Source organism: Thioalbus denitrificans (assembly GCF_003337735.1).
Classification (GTDB): domain Bacteria; phylum Pseudomonadota; class Gammaproteobacteria; order DSM-26407; family DSM-26407; genus Thioalbus; species Thioalbus denitrificans.
The window spans coordinates 129,718-150,583 of record NZ_QPJY01000001.1 but is presented as its reverse complement, the minus strand read 5'-3'; the positions used below and the strand labels follow the sequence as shown (position 1 = coordinate 150,583).

The window sequence follows — 20,866 nt, the reverse complement described above, 5'->3', positions numbered from 1 at the left end:
GTTGATTAAAGATACTTATAAACCTGTTGTTGTTACTAGTCAGCCGTCCATCTGTGGATAAATTGTTTTATGTATTAATTATCATATGGTTGCAAGTTTTTTTCAGCTGCACTGACCCGGGTGTGGAACCTGCGTTTGCTGCTCACATCCTGTGGATAAATCGGAGCCTTGCGGCGGGTTCCGTCTTATCCACAGGATGGGAACATCATGTGCTGAGGGTTCTCAACAGGTTTGCATAGTCTTCCTGCACCGAGTGGTCCGTCTCCCTCAGCTCCTTGATCTTGCGGCAGGCGTGGATCACCGTGGTATGGTCGCGCCCCCCGAAGGCGTCGCCGATCTCGGGCAGGCTGTGGTTGGTCAGCTCCTTCGCCAGGGCCATGGCCAGTTGGCGCGGGCGGGCCACCGATCGGCTGCGGCGCTTGGAGAGCAGGTCGGCCACCCGGATCTTGTAGTACTCCGCCACCGTGCGCTGGATGTTGTCCACCGTGATGAGGCGATCATGGAGGGCGATGAGATCCTTCAGCGCCTCCTTGGCGAACTCCAGGGTGATGGGTCTCCCGGTGAAGTGGGAGCTGGCGATGACCCGCCGCAGGGTGCCCTCGAGCTCACGCACGTTGGAGCGGATGCGCTTGGCGACGAAGAACGCCACCTCGTCGGGGAGCTTCACCTTGGCCTGCTCGGCCTTGCTCATCAGGATTGCCACCCGGGTCTCCAGCTCCGGGGGTTCGATGGCCACCGTCAGTCCCCACCCGAAGCGCGACTTGAGCCGCTCTTCCAGGCCGTCGATCTCCTTGGGATAGCGGTCACAGGTGAGAATGACCTGGTGCTGGCCCTCGAGCAGGGCGTTGAAGGTGTGGAAAAACTCCTCCTGGGAACGCTCCTTGCGGGCGAAGAACTGGATGTCGTCGATGAGCAGCGCGTCCACCGAGCGGTAGAAGCGCTTGAACTCGTTGATGGCGTTGCGCTGCAGCGCCTTGACCATGTCGGCCACGAACCCCTCGGAGTGGAGGTAGACGACCCGGCCGCGGGGCTTGGACTTGAGAATCAGGTTCCCGGTGGCGTGCATCAGGTGGGTCTTGCCGAGACCGACGCCGCCGTAGATGAACAGCGGGTTGTAGGCCAGGCCGGGGTTCTCCGCCACCTGGGTGGCCGCGGCGCGGGCCAGCTGGTTGGACTTGCCCTCCACGAAGTTGTCGAAGGTGAAGGCGGGGTTCAGGGTGTTGCGCCAGCGGGCGGGCATGCGCTCCTCACCGCCTGTGGCGGGCGCTGAGGGCTGTATTTCCGTGGCCGTGGCCGGGGCGCGACTGTTCCCCGGCGGACCGGCAGGACGGGCCTGGGGCTGTCTGCGGCTACCCACCTCCAGCAGCAGGGGAGGCGGCTCCCCGCCATGGATCTCGGCCAGCAGGTGGCTGATGCGTTCCAGGTAGTGATCGCTCACCCAGTCGAGGACGAAACGGTTGGGGGCGAGGAGGTAGAGGGTGGCGCCGTTTTCCTCCACCTGCAGGGGACGGATCCAGGTGTTGAACTGCTGGCTGGGCAACTCTTCCTGCAGGCGCTGCAGACACTGGTTCCAAAGTGCGATGGCCACTGGAAGAATCACCCCCCCTTTTGAAGTCGACTGACCCGCCAGTGTAGCCGCCGGGAATGGAGTTATCCACATCCTGTGAACAGGCCGCCGACGGCCCCCGGACCGGTTCCCGATTTGACAGGCCGCGTGGACGCGAAGTATCCTTCGGCGCTTCTATTCCGTGGAGCGGCGGCTGTGCCGTGCGCGGTGAGCGTCAGGTGTTCCGACACCCCGGCTTGATATAGATAAACGAAGTCCAATATCCACGTACCCGCAGGGCGGCAGTCATGAAAAGAACTTTCCAACCCAGTGTCCTGAAGCGCAAGCGCAACCACGGTTTCCGTGCCCGCATGGCCACCAAGAACGGCCGCCAGATCATCGCCCGCCGGCGTGCCAAGGGCCGCAAGCGCCTGAGCGCCTGAGGCGAGAGGCTCCTTGTCCGGGAGGGGAGGCCGGTTCCCGCGCTCGCTGAGGCTGACGCATCCCAGGGAGTTCTCCCGGGTCTTTGCCCAGGGCCGGCGCCTGGCGCGGAACGCTCTCCTCCTGGTGATCTGCCCCAACGGGCTGGGTCATCCCCGACTGGGCCTGACGGTGGCGAAGCGGCACGTGAAGAGCGCCGTGGCCCGCAACCGCATCAAGCGGCTGGTGCGCGAGAGCTTCCGCCTGCACCAGGAAGAGCTGCCGGCAATGGACATGATAGTGATGGTCCGCGGCAGGCTCGACGAGCTGGACAACCGGGCCATCCGGGCGGCGCTGCACAGGCACTGGAGCGAAGTGGTGAAACGATGCGCTGGCTCCTGATTCTGCCCATCCGCGCCTACCGCTACCTCATCAGTCCCCTGCTGGGCAATAATTGCCGTTTCCATCCCTCCTGCTCCTGCTATGCCGAAACCGCGGTGCAACGGTTCGGAGTGCTGCGCGGCGGCTGGATGGCCCTGAGGCGGATTCTGCGTTGCCATCCCTGGCACGAGGGCGGTTTCGACCCCGTGCCGGATGAACCCCACAAACACTGACGGCCGACTATGGACTTCCAGAGACTGTTTCTCTACCTGGCCCTGTTCCTGATTTCCTTCCTGCTCTGGGAGGCCTGGCAGCGCGAGAACGCCCCGCCGCCCGAGCCGCAGGCGGTGGCGACCCCGTCGGCGGGCGCGCCCTCGGCCGAAGTCCCCGCCGATGTGCCCGACACCGCGGCCGCGGCCCCGTCCGTCCCGACCCCCGGCGCACCCGCGCCCGCCGCATCCGGCGCCGGCCAGGTGGAGGTGCGCACCGACGTGCTCGACGTGGTCATCGACCTCGCCGGGGGCAACGTGCGCGAGTCCCACCTGCTGCAGTTCCCGGTGAGCCTGGAGCGCAAGGATACGCCCTTCACCCTGCTGGAAACCTCCGAGCGCGGGGTCTACCTGGCCCAGAGCGGGCTGCTCGGCAACGGCCTGCCCGACCACCATGCCCGCTTCACCGCGGCGGCGGACGAGTTCCGCCTGGAGCCGGGGCAGGACACCCTGGTGGTGCCCCTGACCTGGGTCGACAACGACGGCGTCAAGGTCACCAAGAGCTACACCTTCAGCCGCGGCAACTACCTGGTGAAGGTGGACTACCGGATCGAGAACGGCGACGCCGACCCGGTGGCGGCGCGCATCTACGGCCAGCTGCAGCGCAGCGCCGGCATCGATCTCGGCGGTTCCAGGTTCGCCGGCTACACCTACACCGGTGCCGCCGTCTCGAGCCCGGACAAGCGCTACGAGAAGATCAAGTTCGAGGACATGGCCAAGCAGGCGCTCTCCCGCGATGTCCCCGGCGGCTGGGCGGCCATGATCCAGCACTACTTCATCAGCGCCTGGATTCCGCCCCAGGACACCACCAACCACTTCTACACCAAGGCGCTGCCGGGCGAGCGCTACCTGGTCGGCCTGGCCGGACCCACCCGTGAGGTGGCGCCGGGGAGCGATGCGGATCTCTCTCTCGAGCTCTACATGGGGCCGAAGAACCAGGACCGGCTGGCCCAGATCGCCGACGGCCTGGACCTGACCGTGGACTACGGCTGGCTGTGGTTCATCGCCCAGCCGCTGTTCTGGCTGCTGAAGTGGCTGCACAAGCTGGTGGGCAACTGGGGCTGGTCCATCGTCCTGGTGACCGTGATCATCAAGCTGGCCTTCTACCACCTCTCCGCCACCAGCTATCGCTCCATGGCCAACATGCGCCGCATGGCGCCCCGCCTGCAGTCGCTCAAGGAGCGCTACGGGGACGACAAGCAGCGCCTCAACCAGGCCATGATGGAGCTGTACAAGAAGGAGAAGATCAATCCGCTGGGCGGCTGCCTGCCGATCCTGGTGCAGATCCCGGTCTTCATCTCCCTCTACTGGGTGCTGCTCGAGAGCGTGGAGTTGCGCCAGGCGCCCTTCATCCTCTGGATCCACGATCTCTCCATCAAGGATCCCTACTACGTGCTGCCGGTGCTGATGGGCATCTCCATGTTCATCCAGCAGAGGCTCAACCCGACGCCGCCGGACCCGATCCAGGCCAAGGTGATGATGGCGCTGCCGTTCGTGTTCACCGTCTTCTTCGCCTTCTTCCCGGCCGGCCTGGTGGTCTACTGGGTGGTGAACAACACGCTCTCCATCGCCCAGCAGTGGTACATCACCCGCGGCATCGAGAAGGCGGCGGGCGCCCACCACGCCTAGGAGCGTGGCGGGCCTGGGGCGGATTGACCACGCGGGCGGCGCGCCCATGAGTGAACCGGCCGACACCATCGCGGCGCAGGCCACCCCCCCCGGCCGGGGCGGGGTGGGCATCATCCGCGTCTCCGGCCCCCGGGCCGGCGCCGTGGCCCGCGCGGTCCTGGGGCGGCTCCCGCCGCCCCGCCTGGCCGAGTACCTGCCGTTCCGCGACCGCGACGGCGGCGTCCTGGACATGGGCCTGGCCCTCTACTTCCCCGCTCCCCACTCCTTCACCGGCGAGGATGTCCTCGAGCTCCAGGGCCACGGCGGGCCCGTGGTGATGGACCTGCTGCTGCGGCGGGTGCTGGCCGAAGGGGTGCGCCCGGCCCGCCCCGGCGAATTCAGCGAACGGGCCTTCCTCAACGACAAGATCGACCTGGCCCAGGCCGAGGCCATCGCCGACCTCATCGACAGCGCCTCGGAGCAGGCCGCCCGCTCCGCCCTGCGCTCCCTGCAGGGGGAGTTCTCCCAGCGCGTGCACGCCCTGGTGGAGTCCCTGGTGCAGCTGCGCATGTACGTGGAGGCGGCCATCGACTTTCCCGAGGAGGAGATCGACTTCCTCGCCGACGGCCACGTGCTGGGGGAGCTGGACGGCCTCGCCGCCCGGCTGGACGGGGTGCTGGACGCCGCCCGCCAGGGCAGCCTGCTGCGCGAGGGGATGACGGTGGTGATCGCCGGCCAGCCCAACGCCGGCAAGTCGAGCCTGCTCAACGCCCTGGCGGGGCGCGAATCGGCCATCGTGACCGAGATTCCGGGCACCACCCGGGACATTCTGCGCGAGCACATCCTGCTCGACGGTATGCCCCTGCACGTCATCGACACCGCCGGCCTGCGCGAGAGCGAGGACCGGGTGGAGCGGGAGGGCATCCGCCGGGCCTGGGAGGCCATCGGCCAGGCGGACCGGGTGCTGCTGGTGGTGGACGACCGCACCGGGGTGACGGCGGCCGACGAGGCGATCCTCGCCCGCCTGCCCCGGGGCCCCGCGCTGACCGTGGTGCGCAACAAGATCGATCTCAGCGGCGGCGCGGCCGGGGCGGGGGAGGAGCGGGGCGCGCCGGTGGTGCGCCTGAGCGCCAGCAGCGGCGAGGGCATCGAGGCGCTGCGCCGGCACCTGGAGCAGGCGATGGGCTTCAGCGCCAGCGCCGGGGAGGGCGGGTTCATGGCCCGGCGCCGGCACCTGGAGGCGCTGGCGGCGGCGCGCGCGGCGCTCGCCCGGGGCCGGGTCCAGCTGGCCGAGGCGCGCGCCGGCGAGCTGCTGGCCGAGGAACTGCGCCTGGCCCAGGATACCCTGGCGGAGATTACCGGCGCCTTCGGCTCCGAGGATCTGCTGGGCCGGATCTTCGCCAGCTTCTGCATCGGCAAGTAGGCCCTGCCGGGACGACGGCGCAGGTCGCCGTTGCCCTAAACCCGGGCGTTAAAGTGTAAGTAAGCGCTTACATCTCGCCGGCCATCCGGGCCAGCTGGCGGCAGTCGCAGCTCAGCCCGCTGCGGCCCCGGCGGCGCAGGCCGCCGCCGCGCTGGAACTCGGCCATCACCCGGCTCACCGTCTCCGCGGTCAGCCCCAGGATCGCCCCCATCTCCTCGCGGGTGAAGTCGATCTCCAGCCGGCCGTGGCCGCGCTCGGCGAACCACAGCAGCATCCGCGCCACCCGCTGGCGGGCGGTGCCGGTGGCGAAGCGGGTCAGCCAGGTGTCCGCCGCCTCCAGCGCCCGCTGCCAGTGGCCCAGCAGGTTCCACTTCAGCGCCGGATCGGCATCGGCGGCGCGGCGCACCGCCGCCGCCGGCAGCCGGCAGAGCAGGGCGCCGCGGACCACCCAGGCGTGGTGCCGATAGCCGGTGTCCAGCAGGACCTCCAGCCCGAACAGGTCCCCGGGCCCGAGCAGGCGCACGATGCGCTGCTGCCCGTCGGGGAGGTAGCAGACCAGCTTCAGCTGGCCCCGGACCAGGTGGTAGAAGTGCTCGCCCGGCTCCCCGGCCCGGTAGAGGCGCAAGCCCTCGGGCACGTAGCGGCTCTCCACCTCCAGGCCGCCGGCATGGAGGGGACCGAGGGGACACGCCCCGCAGGGGAGCCCGCCGCAGGCGCGGCGGACGGGAAAGGTGGGCAGGCAATCCATGGCAGCGCTTCCCTGTGCAGTGTGCGGACGGGAAACCGGTCTGCAATGTCGATGCCAGGCAACGGCGGACGGCAAATCAGGGACTTGCGGCCGGCCCCGGCGCCGGCACTGGGTCAAATCCCCCGCCGCCTGCGTCAGGGCACGGGTTGAAAAGCGAAAGAGAGGATATCCGCAGATTACGCAGATTGCGCAGATTAAAAGAGATAGGGTCTTCCACGTTGTTGCGCCTGGCACCGGGTGGTCTGGTGTGCTGCGCCACTCTTGGAGGCCCATGCAGCGAGTCGCCGCCCGGTCAGATGCAAGGCGCGCCGGTGCAGGAAGGGCAGGCACCCTTTCAAGCGAGCGCAACGCCGCAGCAGTCCGCGACACCCGACTGATCGAACCGGAAAACCATCTGTGTAATCTGCGTAATCTGTGGATAACACGTCTTTACGGTCTTTCTCCGTGTCCCCGTGGTGAATAGAAGAAACTGCGGCGGGGTTGGCCGCCACCCCGGTTACAATCCGGCCCCGAGACTCTATAATGGCCGATCCCGATTTTTAACTTGCTGATTCGGCATGGACTTCACTGAGCGTTTCGATGTGATCGTGGTGGGCGGCGGGCACGCCGGCACGGAGGCCGCGCTGGCCGCCGCGCGGCTCGGCGCGCGCACGCTGCTGCTCACCCACAACATCGAGACCCTCGGCCAGATGTCCTGCAACCCGGCCATCGGCGGCATCGGCAAGGGTCACCTGGTGCGGGAGATCGACGCCCTCGGCGGGCTGATGGCCCGGGCCATCGACCGGGCCGGGATCCAGTTCCGGGTGCTCAACGCCCGCAAGGGACCGGCAGTGCGCGCCACCCGCGCCCAGGCCGACCGCGCGCTCTACAAGCGGGCGGTGCGCGCGGCGCTGGAGAACCAGCCCAACCTCACCCTGTTCCAGCAGGCCGTGGACGACCTGATCCTCGACGGCGGGCGGGTGGCGGGGGTGGTCACCCAGATGGGGCTGCGCTTCCACGCCCCGGCCGTGGTGCTCACCGTGGGCACCTTCCTCGGCGGGCGGATCCACGTGGGGCTGGCCAACCACCCCGGCGGGCGCGCCGGCGACCCGCCCTCGGTGACCCTGGCCGCGCGCCTGCGCGAGCTGCCGTTCCGGGTGGAGCGGCTGAAGACCGGCACGCCGCCGCGGCTGGACGGGCGCAGCATCGACTGGGACGCCCTCGAGGTGCAGCCCGGCGACACCCCGGTGCCGGTATTCTCGTTCCTGGGCGACGCCGCCGAGCATCCGCGCCAAGTGCCCTGCCACATCACCCGCACCAACGCCGCCACCCACGACATCATCCGCGGCGGCATGGACCGCTCGCCCCTCTACACCGGGGTCATCGAGGGGGTGGGGCCGCGCTACTGCCCCTCCATCGAGGACAAGATCGTGCGCTTCGCCGATCGCGACTCGCACCAGATCTTCCTCGAGCCCGAGGGGCTCGACACCCACGAGATCTACCCCAACGGCATCTCCACCTCGCTGCCCTTCGACATCCAGCTGGCGCTGGTGCGCTCCATCCGCGGCCTGGAGCGGGCCCACATCACCCGCCCGGGCTACGCCATCGAGTACGACTTCTTCGATCCCCGCGATCTCGAGCCCACCCTGCAGACAAAGTTCGTCCCCGGGCTCTGGTTCGCCGGCCAGATCAACGGCACCACCGGCTACGAGGAGGCCGCCGCCCAGGGGCTGCTGGCGGGGCTCAACGCGGCGCTGGCGGTGCAGGGGCGGGAGCCCTGGTGGCCGCGCCGCGACCAGGCCTACCTGGGCGTGCTGGTGGATGACCTCATCACCCGCGGCACCTCCGAGCCCTACCGCATGTTCACCAGCCGCGCCGAGTACCGCCTGCTGCTGCGGGAGGACAACGCCGATCTCCGCCTGACCGGGATCGGCCACGACCTGGGGCTGGTGGACGCGGCGCGCTGGGACGCCTTCCGCGCCAAGCGCGAGGCCATCGGGCGCGAGCAGCGGCGCCTGCACGAGACCTGGGTGCGGCCCGGCAGCGACGCGGCCCGGGCCCTGGAGCCGCTGCTGGGCCAGCCGCTCACGCGGGAGTACCGGCTCGAGGAGCTGCTGCGCCGGCCCGGCATCGAGCTGGCCCGGCTGCACGAGCTGCCGGGGCTGATCCCGGAGCCGCTTCACCCGGCGGTGGCGGAGCAGGTGGAGGTGCAGGTGAAGTACGCCGGCTACATCGAGCGCCAGGGCGCGGAGATCGCCCGCCAGCTGCGCTACGAGTCCCAGCCGCTGCCGGCCGACCTGGACTATGATAGCGTCCACGGCCTCTCCAACGAGGTGCGCCAGAAGCTGGCCGCCGCGCGCCCGGCCACCCTGGGCCAGGCGGCGCGGGTGCCCGGGGTGACCCCGGCGGCGGTCTCCCTGCTGCTGGTCCATCTGAAGAAACGGCGCAGCCTCGATGAGCGCAAGAGCGCCTGAGGCGGGGGCGGCCGCGTGGGCCGCGGCGGAGGCGACGCTGGTGCGCGGCCTGGAGCGGCTGGCGCTGGCGCCGGGGCTGGCCGCGCCGCTGCTGGACTACCTGCGCCTGCTCGCGCGCTGGAACCGCGCCTACAACCTCACCGCCGTCACCGCGCCGGGGGAGATGGTGGTGCGCCACCTGCTCGACAGCCTGGCGGTGCTGCCCCACCTGCGGGGGCCGCGGGTGCTGGACGTGGGCACCGGCGCGGGGCTGCCGGGCATCCCCCTGGCGCTGGCCCGCCCGGACTGGACCTTCGAGCTGCTGGACAGCAACGGCAAGAAGACCCGCTTCGTCGCCCAGGCGGCGACCGAGCTCGGCCTGGGCAACGTGCACGTGGTATGGTCCCGGGTTGAGGCGTACCGGCCCGCGGCGTGTTTCAATACGGTGGTTTCACGGGCTTATGCGGCGCTTGGCGACTGGCTGCGCCAGACCCGCGCGCTGGCCTGTCCGGACGGCGTGTGGCTGGCCATGAAGGGCACCCTGCCGGAAGCGGAGCTGGGCGGGCTGCCGCCGGGCTTCACAGTGGCCGCGGTGGAGCGGCTGCAGGTGCCGGGGCTGGCGGCGGAGCGCCACCTGGTGGTTTTGAATTACGGCCCGGAGACGGGGGGGGAGACTGGCTGATGGGCAGGATCATCGCGGTAACCAACCAGAAGGGCGGGGTGGGCAAGACCACCACCTGCGTCAACCTGGCCGCCTCGCTGGCCGAGGCCGGGCGGACGGTCCTGCTGGTGGACATGGATCCCCAGGGCAACGCCACCCAGGGCTGCGGCGTGCCGCGGGAGTCGCTGGAGCTGACCAGCTACGACGTGCTGCTGGGCGAGGCGGCCATGGACCAGGCCCTGCTCAAGCTCGACTCGGCCCCCTTCCACCTGCTGCCCGCCAACGGCGATCTCACCGGCGCCGAGGTGCAGCTGCTGGATCTCGAGGGCCGCGAACGGCGCCTGCGCCATGCCCTGGGCACGGTGCGCGCGCGCTACGACTACATCATCATCGACTGCCCGCCGGCGCTGAACATGCTGACCGTCAACGCGCTGGTGGCGGCCGACGCGGTGCTGATCCCGATGCAGTGCGAGTACTACGCGCTGGAAGGGCTGACGGCGCTCATGAACACCATCGAGAAGATCCGCGCCGCGGTCAATCCCGGGCTCGAGATCGAGGGGCTGCTGCGCACCATGTACGATCCGCGCAACCGGCTGGCCATCGACGTCTCGCGCCAGCTCATCGGCCACTTCGGCGATCGCGTCTACCGCACCGTCGTGCCGCGCAACGTGCGCCTGGCCGAGGCGCCGAGCCACGGCCTGCCGGCGCTGGTCTATGATCGCCTCTCCCGCGGGTCGGTGGCCTACATGGCCCTGGCCGGGGAGATGCTGCGCCGCCACGAGGCGGCGGCCGAGCCGGCCGGGACCGGCACCGGTTGAGGTTTCCTGAATTGATCAGCACGGCGGGGTACGCGAGCCGGCGCCAGGAGAGGACAAGACAGCCATGAGTGTGAAGAAACGGGGACTGGGCCGGGGGCTGGACGCCCTGCTGGGCAGCGCCGCGCCGGCGCCGCGCGGCGACAGCGCCGCGGCCGCGCCCGAGAACGAGCTGCGCCACCTGGGGCTGGACCTGGTCCAGCGCGGCAAGTACCAGCCCCGCAAGGACATGCACCCCGAGGCGCTGGAGGAGCTGGCCGCCTCCATCCGCGCCCAGGGCGTGGTGCAGCCCATCGTGGTGCGCCCCATCGGCGGCGGGCGGTTCGAGATCATCGCCGGCGAGCGGCGCTGGCGCGCCTCCCAGCTGGCCGGCAAGGACACCATCCCCGCGGTGGTGCGCGACGTGTCCGACGAGATCGCCGTGGCGATGGCGCTGATCGAGAACATCCAGCGCGAGAACCTCAACCCCATGGAGGAGGCCACCGCCCTGCAGCGGCTCATCGACGAGTTCGGCATGACCCACCAGCAGGTGGCCGAGGCGGTGGGGCGCTCCCGCGCCGCGGTCACCAACCTGCTGCGCCTGCTCACCCTCAACCCCGACGTGGCGCTGCTGCTGGAGCACGGCGATCTCGAAATGGGCCATGCCCGCGCCCTGCTCGGCCTCGCCGGCGAGAAGCAGAGCGAGGCGGCGCGCACGGTGGCGGCGCGGGGGCTGTCGGTGCGCGAGACCGAGCACCTGGTGCGGCGGCTGCAGAGCGAGAAGCCGAAGGCCGCCCCGCGGGCGCCCGATCCGGACATCCGCCGCCTGCAGGAGCGCCTCTCCGAGCGGCTCGGCGCCGCGGTGCGCATCGATCACGGCAACAAGGGCAAGGGCAAGCTGGTCATCGCCTACAACAGCCTGGACGAACTGGACGGCATTCTCGGGCACATCAAGTAGCCCGGGAAAGCTGTCATATGGCAATGGTATGTTTGATTTAACTAATACGCTTATATAAAAGATTTTTAGTGGCACATTGACCCCATAAGTGCATGGGGCTATACTTCGGCGCCGCTGACAGACCCGGGTTTGGGACTCTTGTCACGCTGGAAAAGACAGGCAGACAAGCGCCGCGAGGCTCGCGCAGGCAATCACGCATGAGTTACTACGTGACCCGCCTGCAGGCACAGCTTCGCAGGCGATTTTTTGTGCAGATGATTCTGCTGGTTGCGGTCGCCGCGGTGGCCGGGATCGGCTGGGGGCCGAGGGCGGCGCTGGGCGCGGCCTTCGGCGGCGGCATCGCCGTGGTCAACCTGCTCCTGCTGCGCTGGCATGCCGGGCGCGCGGACCGGGTGGCCGGAACCGACGTCGGGCGCAACATGCGCGTGCTCTACCGCGCGGCGCTGGAGCGGTTCCTGGCGACCGTGATCTTATTTGCCCTGGGGCTCGGTGCGTGGACGCTCCCGCCGCTGCCCCTGCTGATCGGCTTCTTCGTCAACCAGGCCGTGCAGCTGGGCGCCGGATATCAAAATCGGAATCGAGGCTTGAGAAATGTCGACTAGCGGAGAGCTGACCTCCTCGGGGTACATCAAGCACCACCTGACCAACCTGACCTTCGGTCAGCACCCGGACGGCACCTGGGGCATCGCCCACTCGGTGCAGGAAGCCGGCGAGATGGGCTTCTGGGCGATCAACCTCGACACCATGTTCTTCTCCATCGGCCTCGGCGTGCTGTTCCTGTGGCTGTTCCGCAAGGCGGCCCTGCAGGCCTCCGCCGGCGTGCCGGGCGGCTGGCTGAACTTCGTCGAGTGGATCGTCGAGTTCATCGACGACAGCGTCCGCGGCAGCTTCTCCGGCAAGAACGACGTGGTGGCCCCGCTGGCGCTCACCATCTTCGTCTGGATCTTCCTGCAGAACCTGATGGACCTCGTGGCCGTCGACTTCATTCCCGGCCTGGCCACGCTCATCGGCATCCCCTACCTCAAGATCGTGCCGAGCACCGATCCCAACATCACCTTCGGCATGTCCCTGTCGGTGTTCTGGCTGATTCTCTACTACAGCATCAAGATCAAGGGCGTCGGCGGCTTCCTCGGCGAGCTGACCCTGCAGCCCTTCGGCAAGTGGGCGCTGCCGGTCAACCTGTTCCTGGAAGGCGTGACCCTGATCTCCAAGCCGATCTCACTGGCCCTGCGACTGTTCGGCAACATGTACGCCGGCGAGATGATCTTCATCCTCATCGCGCTGATGTACGGCGCCGGCTGGGCCATGGGCGCCTTCGGCGGACTGCTTCAGTTGGGCTGGGCCATCTTCCACATCCTGATCATCACGCTGCAGGCGTTCATCTTCATGACCCTGACCATCGTGTACCTGGACATGGCTCACCAGGAGCACCACTGATTTCTCTTTCGTATCCAACCTGTCTCTAGGAGAGAACAATGGAAAGTGCACTGCTTTACATCGCTGGCGCAATCATGATGGGTCTCGGCGCACTCGGTGCCGCCGTGGGCATCGGCGTGCTGGGCGGCCGCTTCCTCGAAGGTGCCGCGCGCCAGCCGGAGCTGATCCCCATGCTCCGTACCCAGTTCTTCATCGTGATGGGTCTGGTCGACGCCGTGCCGATGATCGCCGTCGGTCTGGCCATGTACGTGCTGTTCGCTGTTGCGGGATAAGAGCGGTCTCCGACCCGACGCTGTAGCGACACACACGACCGTCCATCTTCGATATAGGGAACGGACATGAACTTCAACGCAACCCTGATTGGCCAGTCGATTGCGTTCTTTGTGTTTGTCTGGTTCTGCATGAAGTTTGTTTGGCCTCCCATCATGCAGGCCCTGAACGACCGCAAGACCAAGATTGCCGACGGGCTGGCTGCCGCCGAGCGTGGGCTGAAGGAGCGCGAACTGGCGGAGAACCACGCCAAGGAAGTGCTCGTGGAGGCCAAGCGCCAGGCCGCCGAGATCATCTCCCAGGCCCAGAAGCGCGGCAACGAGATCGTGGAAGAGGCCAAGGGCCAGGCCCGCGACGAGGGGCAGCGGCTCCTGGAAGCGGCGCGTTCCGAGATCGGCCAGGAGATGAGCCGGGCGCGCGACGAACTGCGCGGCCAGGTCGTCCAGCTGGCGGTCGTGGGTGCCCGCAAGGTGCTCGAGAAGGAAGTCAACGCCGCTGACCACGAACGCCTCCTCAAGGACGTGGCGGCCCAGCTCTAGGGCATGAACGATGGCTGAAAAAAATACCGTAGCCAGACCCTACGCGGTTGCCGCCTTCCGCTTCGCGCAGAAGGCCGGCCGCCTCGCCGAGTGGTCGGAAATGCTGGCCTTCGCCGCCGTGGTGGTGCAGGACCCCGGCATGCTGGCGCTGGAACGCAACCCCAAGGGGGGTCCCGAGCGTGCCAGCGCGCTGCTGCTCGAGCTCTGCGGAGAGCGGCTGGACGCCAACGGCATGAATTTCCTCCGCACCCTGGTGGAGAACAAGCGCCAGGGCCTGCTGCCGGAGATCGCCGCGCAGTTCGAGGAGCTGAAGAAGGAGGCCGAGTCCCGCGTGGACGTGGAGGTGATTTCCGCCTTCCCGCTCCAGGAGGCGGAACAGGCGCAGCTCGCCGAGGCGCTCGCGAAGCGGTTCGGCAAGGCGGTGAACCTCTCCAGCCGGGTGGACGAAGACCTCATCGGTGGTGTCTTGGTGCGCGTCGGCGACAAGGTCATCGACGGCTCCCTGCGGGGACGCATCGAGCAGCTGGCGAGCCAACTGGGTATCTAGGCAAAAGACTACATGGGTGAGGGCAGCGGGCCGCGCACCAGCGCCCCGGCTCCCGGGAAGCTCCGCCCCACACGCCCGTCACGCACAAAGGAAGACCGCTATGCAACTGAATCCTTCGGAAATCAGTGAGCTGATTCAGAAGAAGATCGAGGGCTTCGAGGCCACCAGCGAGGCCCGCACCGAGGGCACCATCGTCGGCCTCACGGATGGCATCGTCCGCATCCACGGCCTGGCCGACGTCATGTCCTACGAGATGCTGGAGTTCCCCGGCAACACCTTCGGCCTCGCCCTGAACCTGGAGCGGGATTCCGTGGGCGCCGTGGTCCTCGGCGACTACAAGCACCTCACCGAGGGCGACTGGGTGCGCACCACCGGCCGCGTGCTCGAGGTGCCCACCGGCGACGCGCTGCTCGGCCGCGTGGTGAACTCCCTGGGCGAGCCGGTGGACGGCAAGGGCCCGCTGGTGGGCGAGGTGACCTCCTCCCCCATCGAGAAGGTGGCCCCGGGCGTCATCACCCGCAAGTCGGTGGACCAGCCGATGCAGACCGGCTACAAGGCGCTCGACGCCATGGTGCCCGTCGGCCGCGGCCAGCGCGAGCTGATCATCGGCGACCGCCAGACCGGCAAGACCGCCATCGCCATCGACGCCATCATCAACCAGAAGGGCTCGGGCGTTAAGTGCATCTACGTGGCGGTGGGCCAGAAGGCCAGCTCCATCGCCAACGTGGTGCGCAAGCTCGAGGAGCACGGCGCCATGGAGTACACCACCGTGGTGGCCGCCAGCGCCGCGGAGTCCGCCGCGCTGCAGTTCATCGCCCCCTACTCCGGCTGCACCATGGGCGAGTACTACCGCGACCGCGGCCAGGACGCGCTCATCGTCTACGACGATCTGACCAAGCAGGCCTGGGCCTACCGCCAGGTCTCCCTGCTGCTGCGCCGTCCCCCGGGCCGCGAGGCGTACCCCGGCGACGTGTTCTACCTCCACTCCCGCCTGCTGGAGCGCGCCGCGCGCGTCAACGCCGAGTACGTGGAGGAGTTCACCAAGGGCGAGGTGAAGGGCCAGACCGGTTCGCTGACCGCGCTGCCGATCATCGAGACCCAGGCGGGCGACGTGTCGGCCTTCGTGCCCACCAACGTCATCTCCATCACCGACGGCCAGATCTTCCTCGAGACCGATCTCTTCAACGCCAACATCCGCCCGGCCATCAACGCCGGCCTGTCGGTGTCGCGCGTGGGCGGTTCGGCCCAGACCAAGATCATCAAGAAGCTCGGCGGCGGCGTGCGCCTGGCGCTGGCCCAGTACCGCGAGCTGGCGGCCTTCGCCCAGTTCGCCTCCGACCTCGACGAGGCCACCCGCAAGCAGCTCGAGCGCGGCCAGCGGGTCACCGAGCTGATGAAGCAGAAGCAGTACAGCCCGCTGAGCGTGGCCGAGCAGGCGGTGTCCCTGTTCGCCGTCAACGAGGGCTACATCGACGACGTCGAGATCAAGAAGGTGGTGGACTTCGAGGCCGCGCTGCTGAGCTTCATGCGCTCCAGCAACGCCGATCTCCTCAAGCAGATCAACGACAACCCGGTCTACGACGACGCGGTGGAGTCGGGCCTGCGCAAGGCGGTCGAGGACTTCAAGGCTACCCACACCTGGTAACGGCCGCCGGGGCCGTCCCGTGCGGGACGGCCCCGACCCGCCCAGGTCCAGAAGCGAGAGCGGAAGCATGGCAAGCGGCAAAGAGATTCGCACCAAAATCCGGAGCATTCAGAGCACGCAGAAGATCACGCGTGCGATGGAGATGGTGGCCGCCAGCAAGATGCGCAAGGCGCAGGATCGCATGGCCGCGAGCCGTCCCTACGCTGAGAAGATGCGCAAGGTGATCGGCCACCTGGCCATGGCCCACCCCGAGTACAAGCACCCGTTCATGATCGAGCGGGAGGCCAGGCGCGTGGGCTTCATCGTGGTGTCCACCGATCGCGGACTGTGCGGCGGACTGAACGCCAACATGTTCAAGACCATGGTGGCGGCCATGAAGGAGTGGCAGGCCAAGGGTGTCGAGATCGACCTCTGCACCATCGGCTCCAAGGCGGGCGGCTTCTTCCGCCGCCTCGGCGGCAACGTGGTGGCCCAGGCCAGCCATCTCGGCGACGCCCCCGGCATCATCGAGCTCATCGGCACGGTCAAGGTGATGCTCGACGCCTACCACAAGGGCAGCATCGATCGCCTCTACCTGGTCTCCAACGAGTTCGTGAACACCATGACCCAGGCGCCCGGTCTGGAGCAGCTGCTGCCCATCGTCCCCGACGAGGACGACCGGCTGAAGCACCACTGGGACTACATCTACGAGCCGGAGTCCCAGGATGTCCTGGACGACCTGCTCATGCGCTACATCGAGTCGCAGGTCTACCAGGGCGTGGTGGAGAACATCGCCTGCGAGCAGGCCGCCCGCATGGTGGCCATGAAGAGCGCATCGGATAACGCCGGCAACCTGATCGACGAGCTGCAGCTCGCCTACAACAAGGCGCGCCAGGCAGCCATCACCCAGGAGCTGTCGGAGATCGTGGCCGGCGCGGCCGCGGTCTGATCGCGCTTCCCGGGTGGTTCGGGACGGCAAGAATTCAACAGCAAACCTTGAGGGGAACGAACAGATGAGTTCGGGCAAGATTGTTCAGATCATTGGCGCAGTGGTGGACGTGGAGTTCCCCCGCGACGCTCTGCCGAAGGTGTACGATGCGCTCGTGGTTGATGACGCGGGCCTGACCCTGGAGGTGCAGCAGCAGCTGGGTGACGGCGTTGTGCGCACCATCGCCATGGGTTCCACCGACGGCCTGCGCCGCAGCATGGGCGTCTCCGGCACCGGCGCCCCCATCAACGTGCCCGTGGGTCAGAAGACCCTGGGCCGCATCATGGACGTGCTCGGCAACCCGGTGGACGGCAAGGGCGAGATCGGCAACGAGGCCACCGCCTCCATCCATCGCGAGGCCCCCGGCTTCGACGAGCAGTCCTCGGCGGTCGAGATTCTCGAGACCGGCATCAAGGTCATCGACCTCATCTGCCCGTTCGCCAAGGGCGGCAAGGTGGGCCTGTTCGGCGGCGCCGGCGTGGGCAAGACCGTGACCCTGATGGAGCTCATCCGCAACATCGCCGTGGAGCACTCGGGCTACTCCGTGTTCGCCGGCGTGGGCGAGCGCACCCGCGAGGGCAACGACTTCTACCACGAGATGACCGAGGGCGGCGTCATCGACAAGGTGGCGCTGGTCTACGGCCAGATGAACGAGCCCCCGGGCAACCGCCTGCGCGTCGCGCTGACCGGCCTGACCATGGCCGAGAACTTCCGCGACGAAGGCCGCGACGTGCTGTTCTTCGTGGACAACATCTACCGCTACACGCTGGCGGGCACCGAGGTCTCGGCGCTGCTGGGCCGCATGCCCTCCGCGGTGGGCTACCAGCCGACCCTGGCCGCGGAGATGGGCGCCCTGCAGGAGCGCATCACCTCCACCAAGACCGGCTCCATCACCTCCATCCAGGCGGTGTACGTGCCCGCGGACGATCTCACCGACCCGTCCCCGGCCACCACCTTCGCCCACCTGGACGCGACCCTGGTGCTGTCCCGCCAGATCGCCGAGCTGGGCATCTACCCGGCGGTGGACCCGCTCGACTCCACCTCCCGCCAGCTCGACCCGCTGGTGGTGGGCCAGGATCACTACGAGACCGCCCGCTCCGTGCAGGGGACCCTGCAGCGCTACAAGGAGCTGAAGGACATCATCGCCATTCTCGGCATGGACGAGCTGTCCGAGGAGGACAAGCTGGTGGTGGGCCGCGCGCGCAAGATCCAGCGCTTCCTGTCCCAGCCCTTCTTCGTGGCCGAGCAGTTCACCGGCTCGCCGGGCAAGTACGTGTCCCTGAAGGACTCCATTGCCGGGTTCAAGGCCATCGTCGCGGGCGAGTACGACCACCTGCCCGAGCAGGCGTTCTACATGGTGGGCGGCATCGAGGAAGCGGCCGAGAAGGCCAAGAACCTCTGAGGCTGAGCCACTGAACGGAGGCTATACATGGCCATGACCATTCACGTCGACATCGTGAGCGCAGAACGGGGGATCTTCTCCGGCACCGCCACCATGGTGTTCGCCCCCGCCGAGATGGGCGAGGTGGGCATCGCGCCCCGCCACGCGCCCCTGCTCAGCCGCCTCAAGCCGGGGCAGGTGCGGGTGCGGGACGAGCACGGCGAGGAGGAGATGTTCTACATCTCCGGGGGGATGCTGGAAGTGCAGCCCCACGCCGTGACGGTGCTGGCGGATACCGCCGAGCGGGCCCACGACCTGGACGAGGCCCAGGCGCTGGAGGCCAAGAAGCGGGCCGAGCAGATGCTGGCGGACAAGAGGTCCGACTTCGACTTCGCCAAGGCCCAGGCCGAGCTGGCCGAGGCGGTGGCGCAGCTGCAGACCATCCAGAAGCTCCGCAAGAAGCTGGGCCGGTAGACGGTTCCGCTCCGGGCGGATTTGCAGGACAATGGGACGGGCGACCTTTGGTCGCCCGTTTCGTCTATCAGGGGTTTTGAATCATGAAGGTTGCGAAGAACAAGGCGGTGTACGTCACCTACTCCATCCTGAGCGAGGAGGGGGAGATACTCGAGCGCTCGGACCTGCCCATCGGCTACGTCCACGGCGTCGGCTCCCAGCTCATCGAGCAGGTGGAGAAGCGCCTCGACGGCTGCGAGGTGGGTGACACCGTGGAGGTCATCCTCAGCCCCGAGCAGGGCTTCGGCCTCCACGACCCGGACCTCACCTTCACCGACGACATCGACAATGTCCCGCCCGAGGTGCGCTACGTGGGCGCCCAGGTGGAGATGCAGAACGACCGCGGCGAGACCCGCACCTTCATCGTCTCCCGGATCGAGAACGATCGGCTCACCGTGGACGGCAACCACCCCTTCGCCGGCAAGACCCTGCGCTTCGTGGTGGAGGTGACCGACGTGCGCGACGCCACCCCCGAGGAGATCGCCGCCGGCGTGCCGGACCAGCCCGCCGGGGTCTGCACGACCCACTGAGGTGGGGATTGGATAAGGGATAAGGGATAAGGGATAAAGGGCGTAGGTGCGGATTCATCCGCACAATCCCGTCGCCCGCAGGGTGCGCCGCGCGCACCGTATGCACCGGAGCGGGTAACGGAGAACGGCCACGGGACAAACGGCTGCGTAGGTGCGGATTCATCCGCACGATTCCGCCGCCCGGAAGGTGCGCCGCGCACCGAACGTGCCATGGAACCGGCCGCTGAGCCGGCGACGCAGAGCACCCATTACCACTCAGCACGGAGAACGCCGCGAATGAACCGGGACACGGACCGCCCCCTGAGCGTGGTGATCCTCGCCGCCGGCGAGGGCAGCCGCATGCGTTCGCGCCTGCCCAAGGTGCTCCATCCCCTGGCGGGCCGGCCGCTGCTGGGCCACGTCATCGACGCCGCCCGGGCGCTGGCGGCCCGGCGCATCGTGGTGGTGCACGGTCACGGCGGCGACCGGGTCCAGGCCGCCTTCCCCGACGCCGACCTTGGCTGGGCCGAGCAGGCCGAGCAGCTCGGCACCGGCCACGCCGTGGCCCAGGCCCTGCCCCTGCTCGGGGTCGACGAGACGGTGCTGATTCTCTACGGCGACGTGCCCCTCATCGCCCCGGAGACCCTGGAGCGGCTGCTCGCCGCCTGCGCCGGCAACCACCTGGCGCTGCTCACCGTCGAGCTGGACGACCCCGCCGGCTACGGCCGCATCCTGCGCGACACCGGCGGCAACGTCACCGGCATCGTGGAGGAGAAGGACGCCACTCCCGAACAGCGCGCCATCCGCGAGGTGAACACCGGCATCATGGCCCTGCCCGCGGGGCTGCTCGGCCTCTGGCTGCCGCGGCTCGGCAACGACAACGCCCAGGGCGAGTACTACCTCACCGACCTCATCGCCCTGGCGGTGGAGGAGGGCGTCGCGGTGCAGGTGGGCGGCCCGGCGGCGGTGGAGGAGGTGCTCGGGGTCAACACCCGGGCCCAGCTCGCCCGGCTCGAGCGCGCCTTCCAGCGCCGCCAGGCCGAGGCGCTGATGGCGGCGGGCGTGACCCTGCTCGACCCGGATCGCTTCGATGTCCGGGGCAAGCTCACCGCCGGGCGCGACGTGGTCATCGACGTGAACGTGGTCATCGAGGGCGAGGTGACGCTGGGCGAGGGCGTATATGTCGGCCCGGGCTGCGTGCTGTGCGACTGCCGCATCGGCGCGGGCGCCGAGATCCGCGCCCACTCGGTGATCGAGTCGGCGGCGGTGGGCGCCGGCAGCCGCATCGGCCCCTTCGCCCGGCTTCGGCCCGGGGCCGAGCTCGCCGCCGGGGTGCACGTGGGCAACTTCGTGGAGATCAAGCAGTCGCTGGTGGGCGAGGGCAGCAAGATCAACCACCTCGCCTACGTGGGCGACAGCGACATCGGCCGCGGGGTGAACATCGGCGCCGGCACCATCACCTGCAACTACGACGGCGCCCACAAGCACAAGACCGTCATCGGCGACCGCGTGTTCGTCGGCTCCGACACCCAGCTGGTGGCTCCCGTGAGCGTGGGCGATGACGCCACCATCGGCGCCGGCTCCACCATCACCCGGGACGTCCCCCCGGGCGGCCTCACCCTGAGCCGTGCCCCCCAGCGCACCGTCAGCGGCTGGAAGCGGCCGGCCAAGAAGAAGACTTGAAATAGACAGGATTGACAGGATTTACAGGATGGGGATTTGGGGCTGACAGATAACCGGTGGCGCCGATGCCGGGACTCGGTGAATACCGGGAGAGTCCATCAACCCGGTACTTTCCGTCTGGCCAGGCTTTGTCTG

General features: G+C 68.4%; 22 protein-coding genes. 20 read left to right on the top strand and 2 right to left on the bottom strand.

Annotated elements, in window-relative coordinates:
* Nucleotides 1-205: 205 nt before the first annotated feature.
* Nucleotides 206-1,588 carry a chromosomal replication initiator protein DnaA gene (gene dnaA, locus DFQ59_RS00645; RefSeq protein WP_114277736.1) on the bottom strand — a complete coding sequence of 461 codons (1,383 nt, stop codon included), beginning with the start codon at nucleotides 1,586-1,588 and terminating at the stop codon, nucleotides 206-208.
* Between the two features lie 266 nt (nucleotides 1,589-1,854).
* Here dnaA and rpmH point away from each other — a divergent pair, with 266 nt between their 5' ends.
* From rpmH to mnmE, 5 genes are read left to right on the top strand one after another with little or no spacing between them, the layout of a single operon-like run.
* Entirely contained in the window at nucleotides 1,855-1,989 is a 135-nt protein-coding gene (rpmH, locus tag DFQ59_RS00640; RefSeq protein WP_114277735.1) for a 50S ribosomal protein L34, read from the top strand.
* Nucleotides 1,990-2,002: 13 nt separating this feature from the next.
* Nucleotides 2,003-2,368 (top strand): ribonuclease P protein component, encoded by a 366-nt coding sequence (gene rnpA, locus DFQ59_RS00635; RefSeq protein WP_114277734.1) that lies wholly within the window; start codon nucleotides 2,003-2,005, stop codon nucleotides 2,366-2,368.
* Nucleotides 2,353-2,580 carry a membrane protein insertion efficiency factor YidD gene (yidD, locus tag DFQ59_RS00630; protein WP_114277733.1) on the top strand — a complete coding sequence of 76 codons (228 nt, stop codon included), beginning with the start codon at nucleotides 2,353-2,355 and terminating at the stop codon, nucleotides 2,578-2,580. Before rnpA ends, yidD begins: the two co-directional genes overlap by 16 nt.
* Nucleotides 2,581-2,589: 9 nt before the next feature.
* Nucleotides 2,590-4,245, top strand: coding sequence for a membrane protein insertase YidC (yidC, locus tag DFQ59_RS00625; protein ID WP_114277732.1), 1,656 nt, complete (start codon nucleotides 2,590-2,592; stop codon nucleotides 4,243-4,245).
* A gap of 46 nt (nucleotides 4,246-4,291) precedes the next feature.
* Nucleotides 4,292-5,647: a tRNA uridine-5-carboxymethylaminomethyl(34) synthesis GTPase MnmE gene (gene mnmE / locus DFQ59_RS00620; RefSeq protein ID WP_114277731.1), complete on the top strand. Its 1,356-nt coding sequence runs from the start codon at nucleotides 4,292-4,294 to the stop codon at nucleotides 5,645-5,647.
* A gap of 67 nt (nucleotides 5,648-5,714) precedes the next feature.
* Here mnmE and DFQ59_RS00615 read toward each other — a convergent pair whose 3' ends face one another.
* Nucleotides 5,715-6,395 (bottom strand): Crp/Fnr family transcriptional regulator, encoded by a 681-nt coding sequence (locus tag DFQ59_RS00615; protein ID WP_170141978.1) that lies wholly within the window; start codon nucleotides 6,393-6,395, stop codon nucleotides 5,715-5,717.
* 557 nt (nucleotides 6,396-6,952) lie between these two features.
* Here DFQ59_RS00615 and mnmG point away from each other — a divergent pair.
* The 15 genes from mnmG to glmU all read left to right on the top strand — a co-directional run bounded on the left by mnmG (nucleotide 6,953) and on the right by glmU (nucleotide 20,731).
* Complete coding sequence (mnmG, locus tag DFQ59_RS00610) at nucleotides 6,953-8,848, top strand: tRNA uridine-5-carboxymethylaminomethyl(34) synthesis enzyme MnmG (RefSeq protein WP_114277729.1); 1,896 nt, start codon at nucleotides 6,953-6,955, stop codon at nucleotides 8,846-8,848.
* The gene (gene rsmG, locus DFQ59_RS00605) at nucleotides 8,829-9,509 is read left to right on the top strand and encodes a 16S rRNA (guanine(527)-N(7))-methyltransferase RsmG (RefSeq protein WP_114277728.1); all 681 of its coding nucleotides are present in this window, start codon (nucleotides 8,829-8,831) and stop codon (nucleotides 9,507-9,509) included. Before mnmG ends, rsmG begins: the two co-directional genes overlap by 20 nt.
* The gene (locus tag DFQ59_RS00600) at nucleotides 9,509-10,306 is read left to right on the top strand and encodes a ParA family protein (RefSeq protein WP_114277727.1); all 798 of its coding nucleotides are present in this window, start codon (nucleotides 9,509-9,511) and stop codon (nucleotides 10,304-10,306) included. Before rsmG ends, DFQ59_RS00600 begins: the two co-directional genes overlap by 1 nt.
* A gap of 64 nt (nucleotides 10,307-10,370) precedes the next feature.
* Nucleotides 10,371-11,240 carry a ParB/RepB/Spo0J family partition protein gene (locus DFQ59_RS00595; RefSeq protein WP_114277726.1) on the top strand — a complete coding sequence of 290 codons (870 nt, stop codon included), beginning with the start codon at nucleotides 10,371-10,373 and terminating at the stop codon, nucleotides 11,238-11,240.
* A gap of 197 nt (nucleotides 11,241-11,437) precedes the next feature.
* Nucleotides 11,438-11,842, top strand: coding sequence for an ATP synthase subunit I (locus tag DFQ59_RS00590; RefSeq protein WP_211314729.1), 405 nt, complete (start codon nucleotides 11,438-11,440; stop codon nucleotides 11,840-11,842).
* Nucleotides 11,832-12,677: a F0F1 ATP synthase subunit A gene (gene atpB, locus DFQ59_RS00585; protein ID WP_114277724.1), complete on the top strand. Its 846-nt coding sequence runs from the start codon at nucleotides 11,832-11,834 to the stop codon at nucleotides 12,675-12,677. The genes DFQ59_RS00590 and atpB overlap by 11 nt, the downstream gene beginning before the upstream one ends.
* A 38-nt stretch (nucleotides 12,678-12,715) precedes the next feature.
* Nucleotides 12,716-12,949: a F0F1 ATP synthase subunit C gene (gene atpE / locus DFQ59_RS00580; protein ID WP_114277723.1), complete on the top strand. Its 234-nt coding sequence runs from the start codon at nucleotides 12,716-12,718 to the stop codon at nucleotides 12,947-12,949.
* Between the two features lie 66 nt (nucleotides 12,950-13,015).
* The gene (locus tag DFQ59_RS00575) at nucleotides 13,016-13,486 is read left to right on the top strand and encodes a F0F1 ATP synthase subunit B (protein WP_114277722.1); all 471 of its coding nucleotides are present in this window, start codon (nucleotides 13,016-13,018) and stop codon (nucleotides 13,484-13,486) included.
* Nucleotides 13,487-13,496: 10 nt separating this feature from the next.
* A complete protein-coding gene (locus DFQ59_RS00570) occupies nucleotides 13,497-14,033 on the top strand; it encodes a F0F1 ATP synthase subunit delta (RefSeq protein WP_114277721.1) in 537 nt (178 codons plus the stop codon).
* A gap of 100 nt (nucleotides 14,034-14,133) precedes the next feature.
* Nucleotides 14,134-15,678 (top strand): F0F1 ATP synthase subunit alpha, encoded by a 1,545-nt coding sequence (gene atpA, locus DFQ59_RS00565; protein ID WP_114277720.1) that lies wholly within the window; start codon nucleotides 14,134-14,136, stop codon nucleotides 15,676-15,678.
* 67 nt (nucleotides 15,679-15,745) lie between these two features.
* On the top strand, nucleotides 15,746-16,606 hold the full coding sequence (gene atpG / locus DFQ59_RS00560) for a F0F1 ATP synthase subunit gamma (protein ID WP_114277719.1): 861 nt from the start codon (nucleotides 15,746-15,748) through the stop codon (nucleotides 16,604-16,606).
* Nucleotides 16,607-16,670: 64 nt separating this feature from the next.
* Complete coding sequence (gene atpD, locus DFQ59_RS00555; RefSeq protein ID WP_114277718.1) at nucleotides 16,671-18,047, top strand: F0F1 ATP synthase subunit beta; 1,377 nt, start codon at nucleotides 16,671-16,673, stop codon at nucleotides 18,045-18,047.
* Between the two features lie 27 nt (nucleotides 18,048-18,074).
* Nucleotides 18,075-18,500, top strand: a complete 426-nt coding sequence (locus DFQ59_RS00550) for a F0F1 ATP synthase subunit epsilon (protein WP_114277717.1) — start codon at nucleotides 18,075-18,077, stop codon at nucleotides 18,498-18,500.
* Nucleotides 18,501-18,583: 83 nt separating this feature from the next.
* Nucleotides 18,584-19,069, top strand: coding sequence for an FKBP-type peptidyl-prolyl cis-trans isomerase (locus DFQ59_RS00545; RefSeq protein WP_114277716.1), 486 nt, complete (start codon nucleotides 18,584-18,586; stop codon nucleotides 19,067-19,069).
* 276 nt (nucleotides 19,070-19,345) lie between these two features.
* A complete protein-coding gene (glmU, locus tag DFQ59_RS00540) occupies nucleotides 19,346-20,731 on the top strand; it encodes a bifunctional UDP-N-acetylglucosamine diphosphorylase/glucosamine-1-phosphate N-acetyltransferase GlmU (RefSeq protein ID WP_114277715.1) in 1,386 nt (461 codons plus the stop codon).
* Nucleotides 20,732-20,866 lie beyond the last annotated feature (135 nt).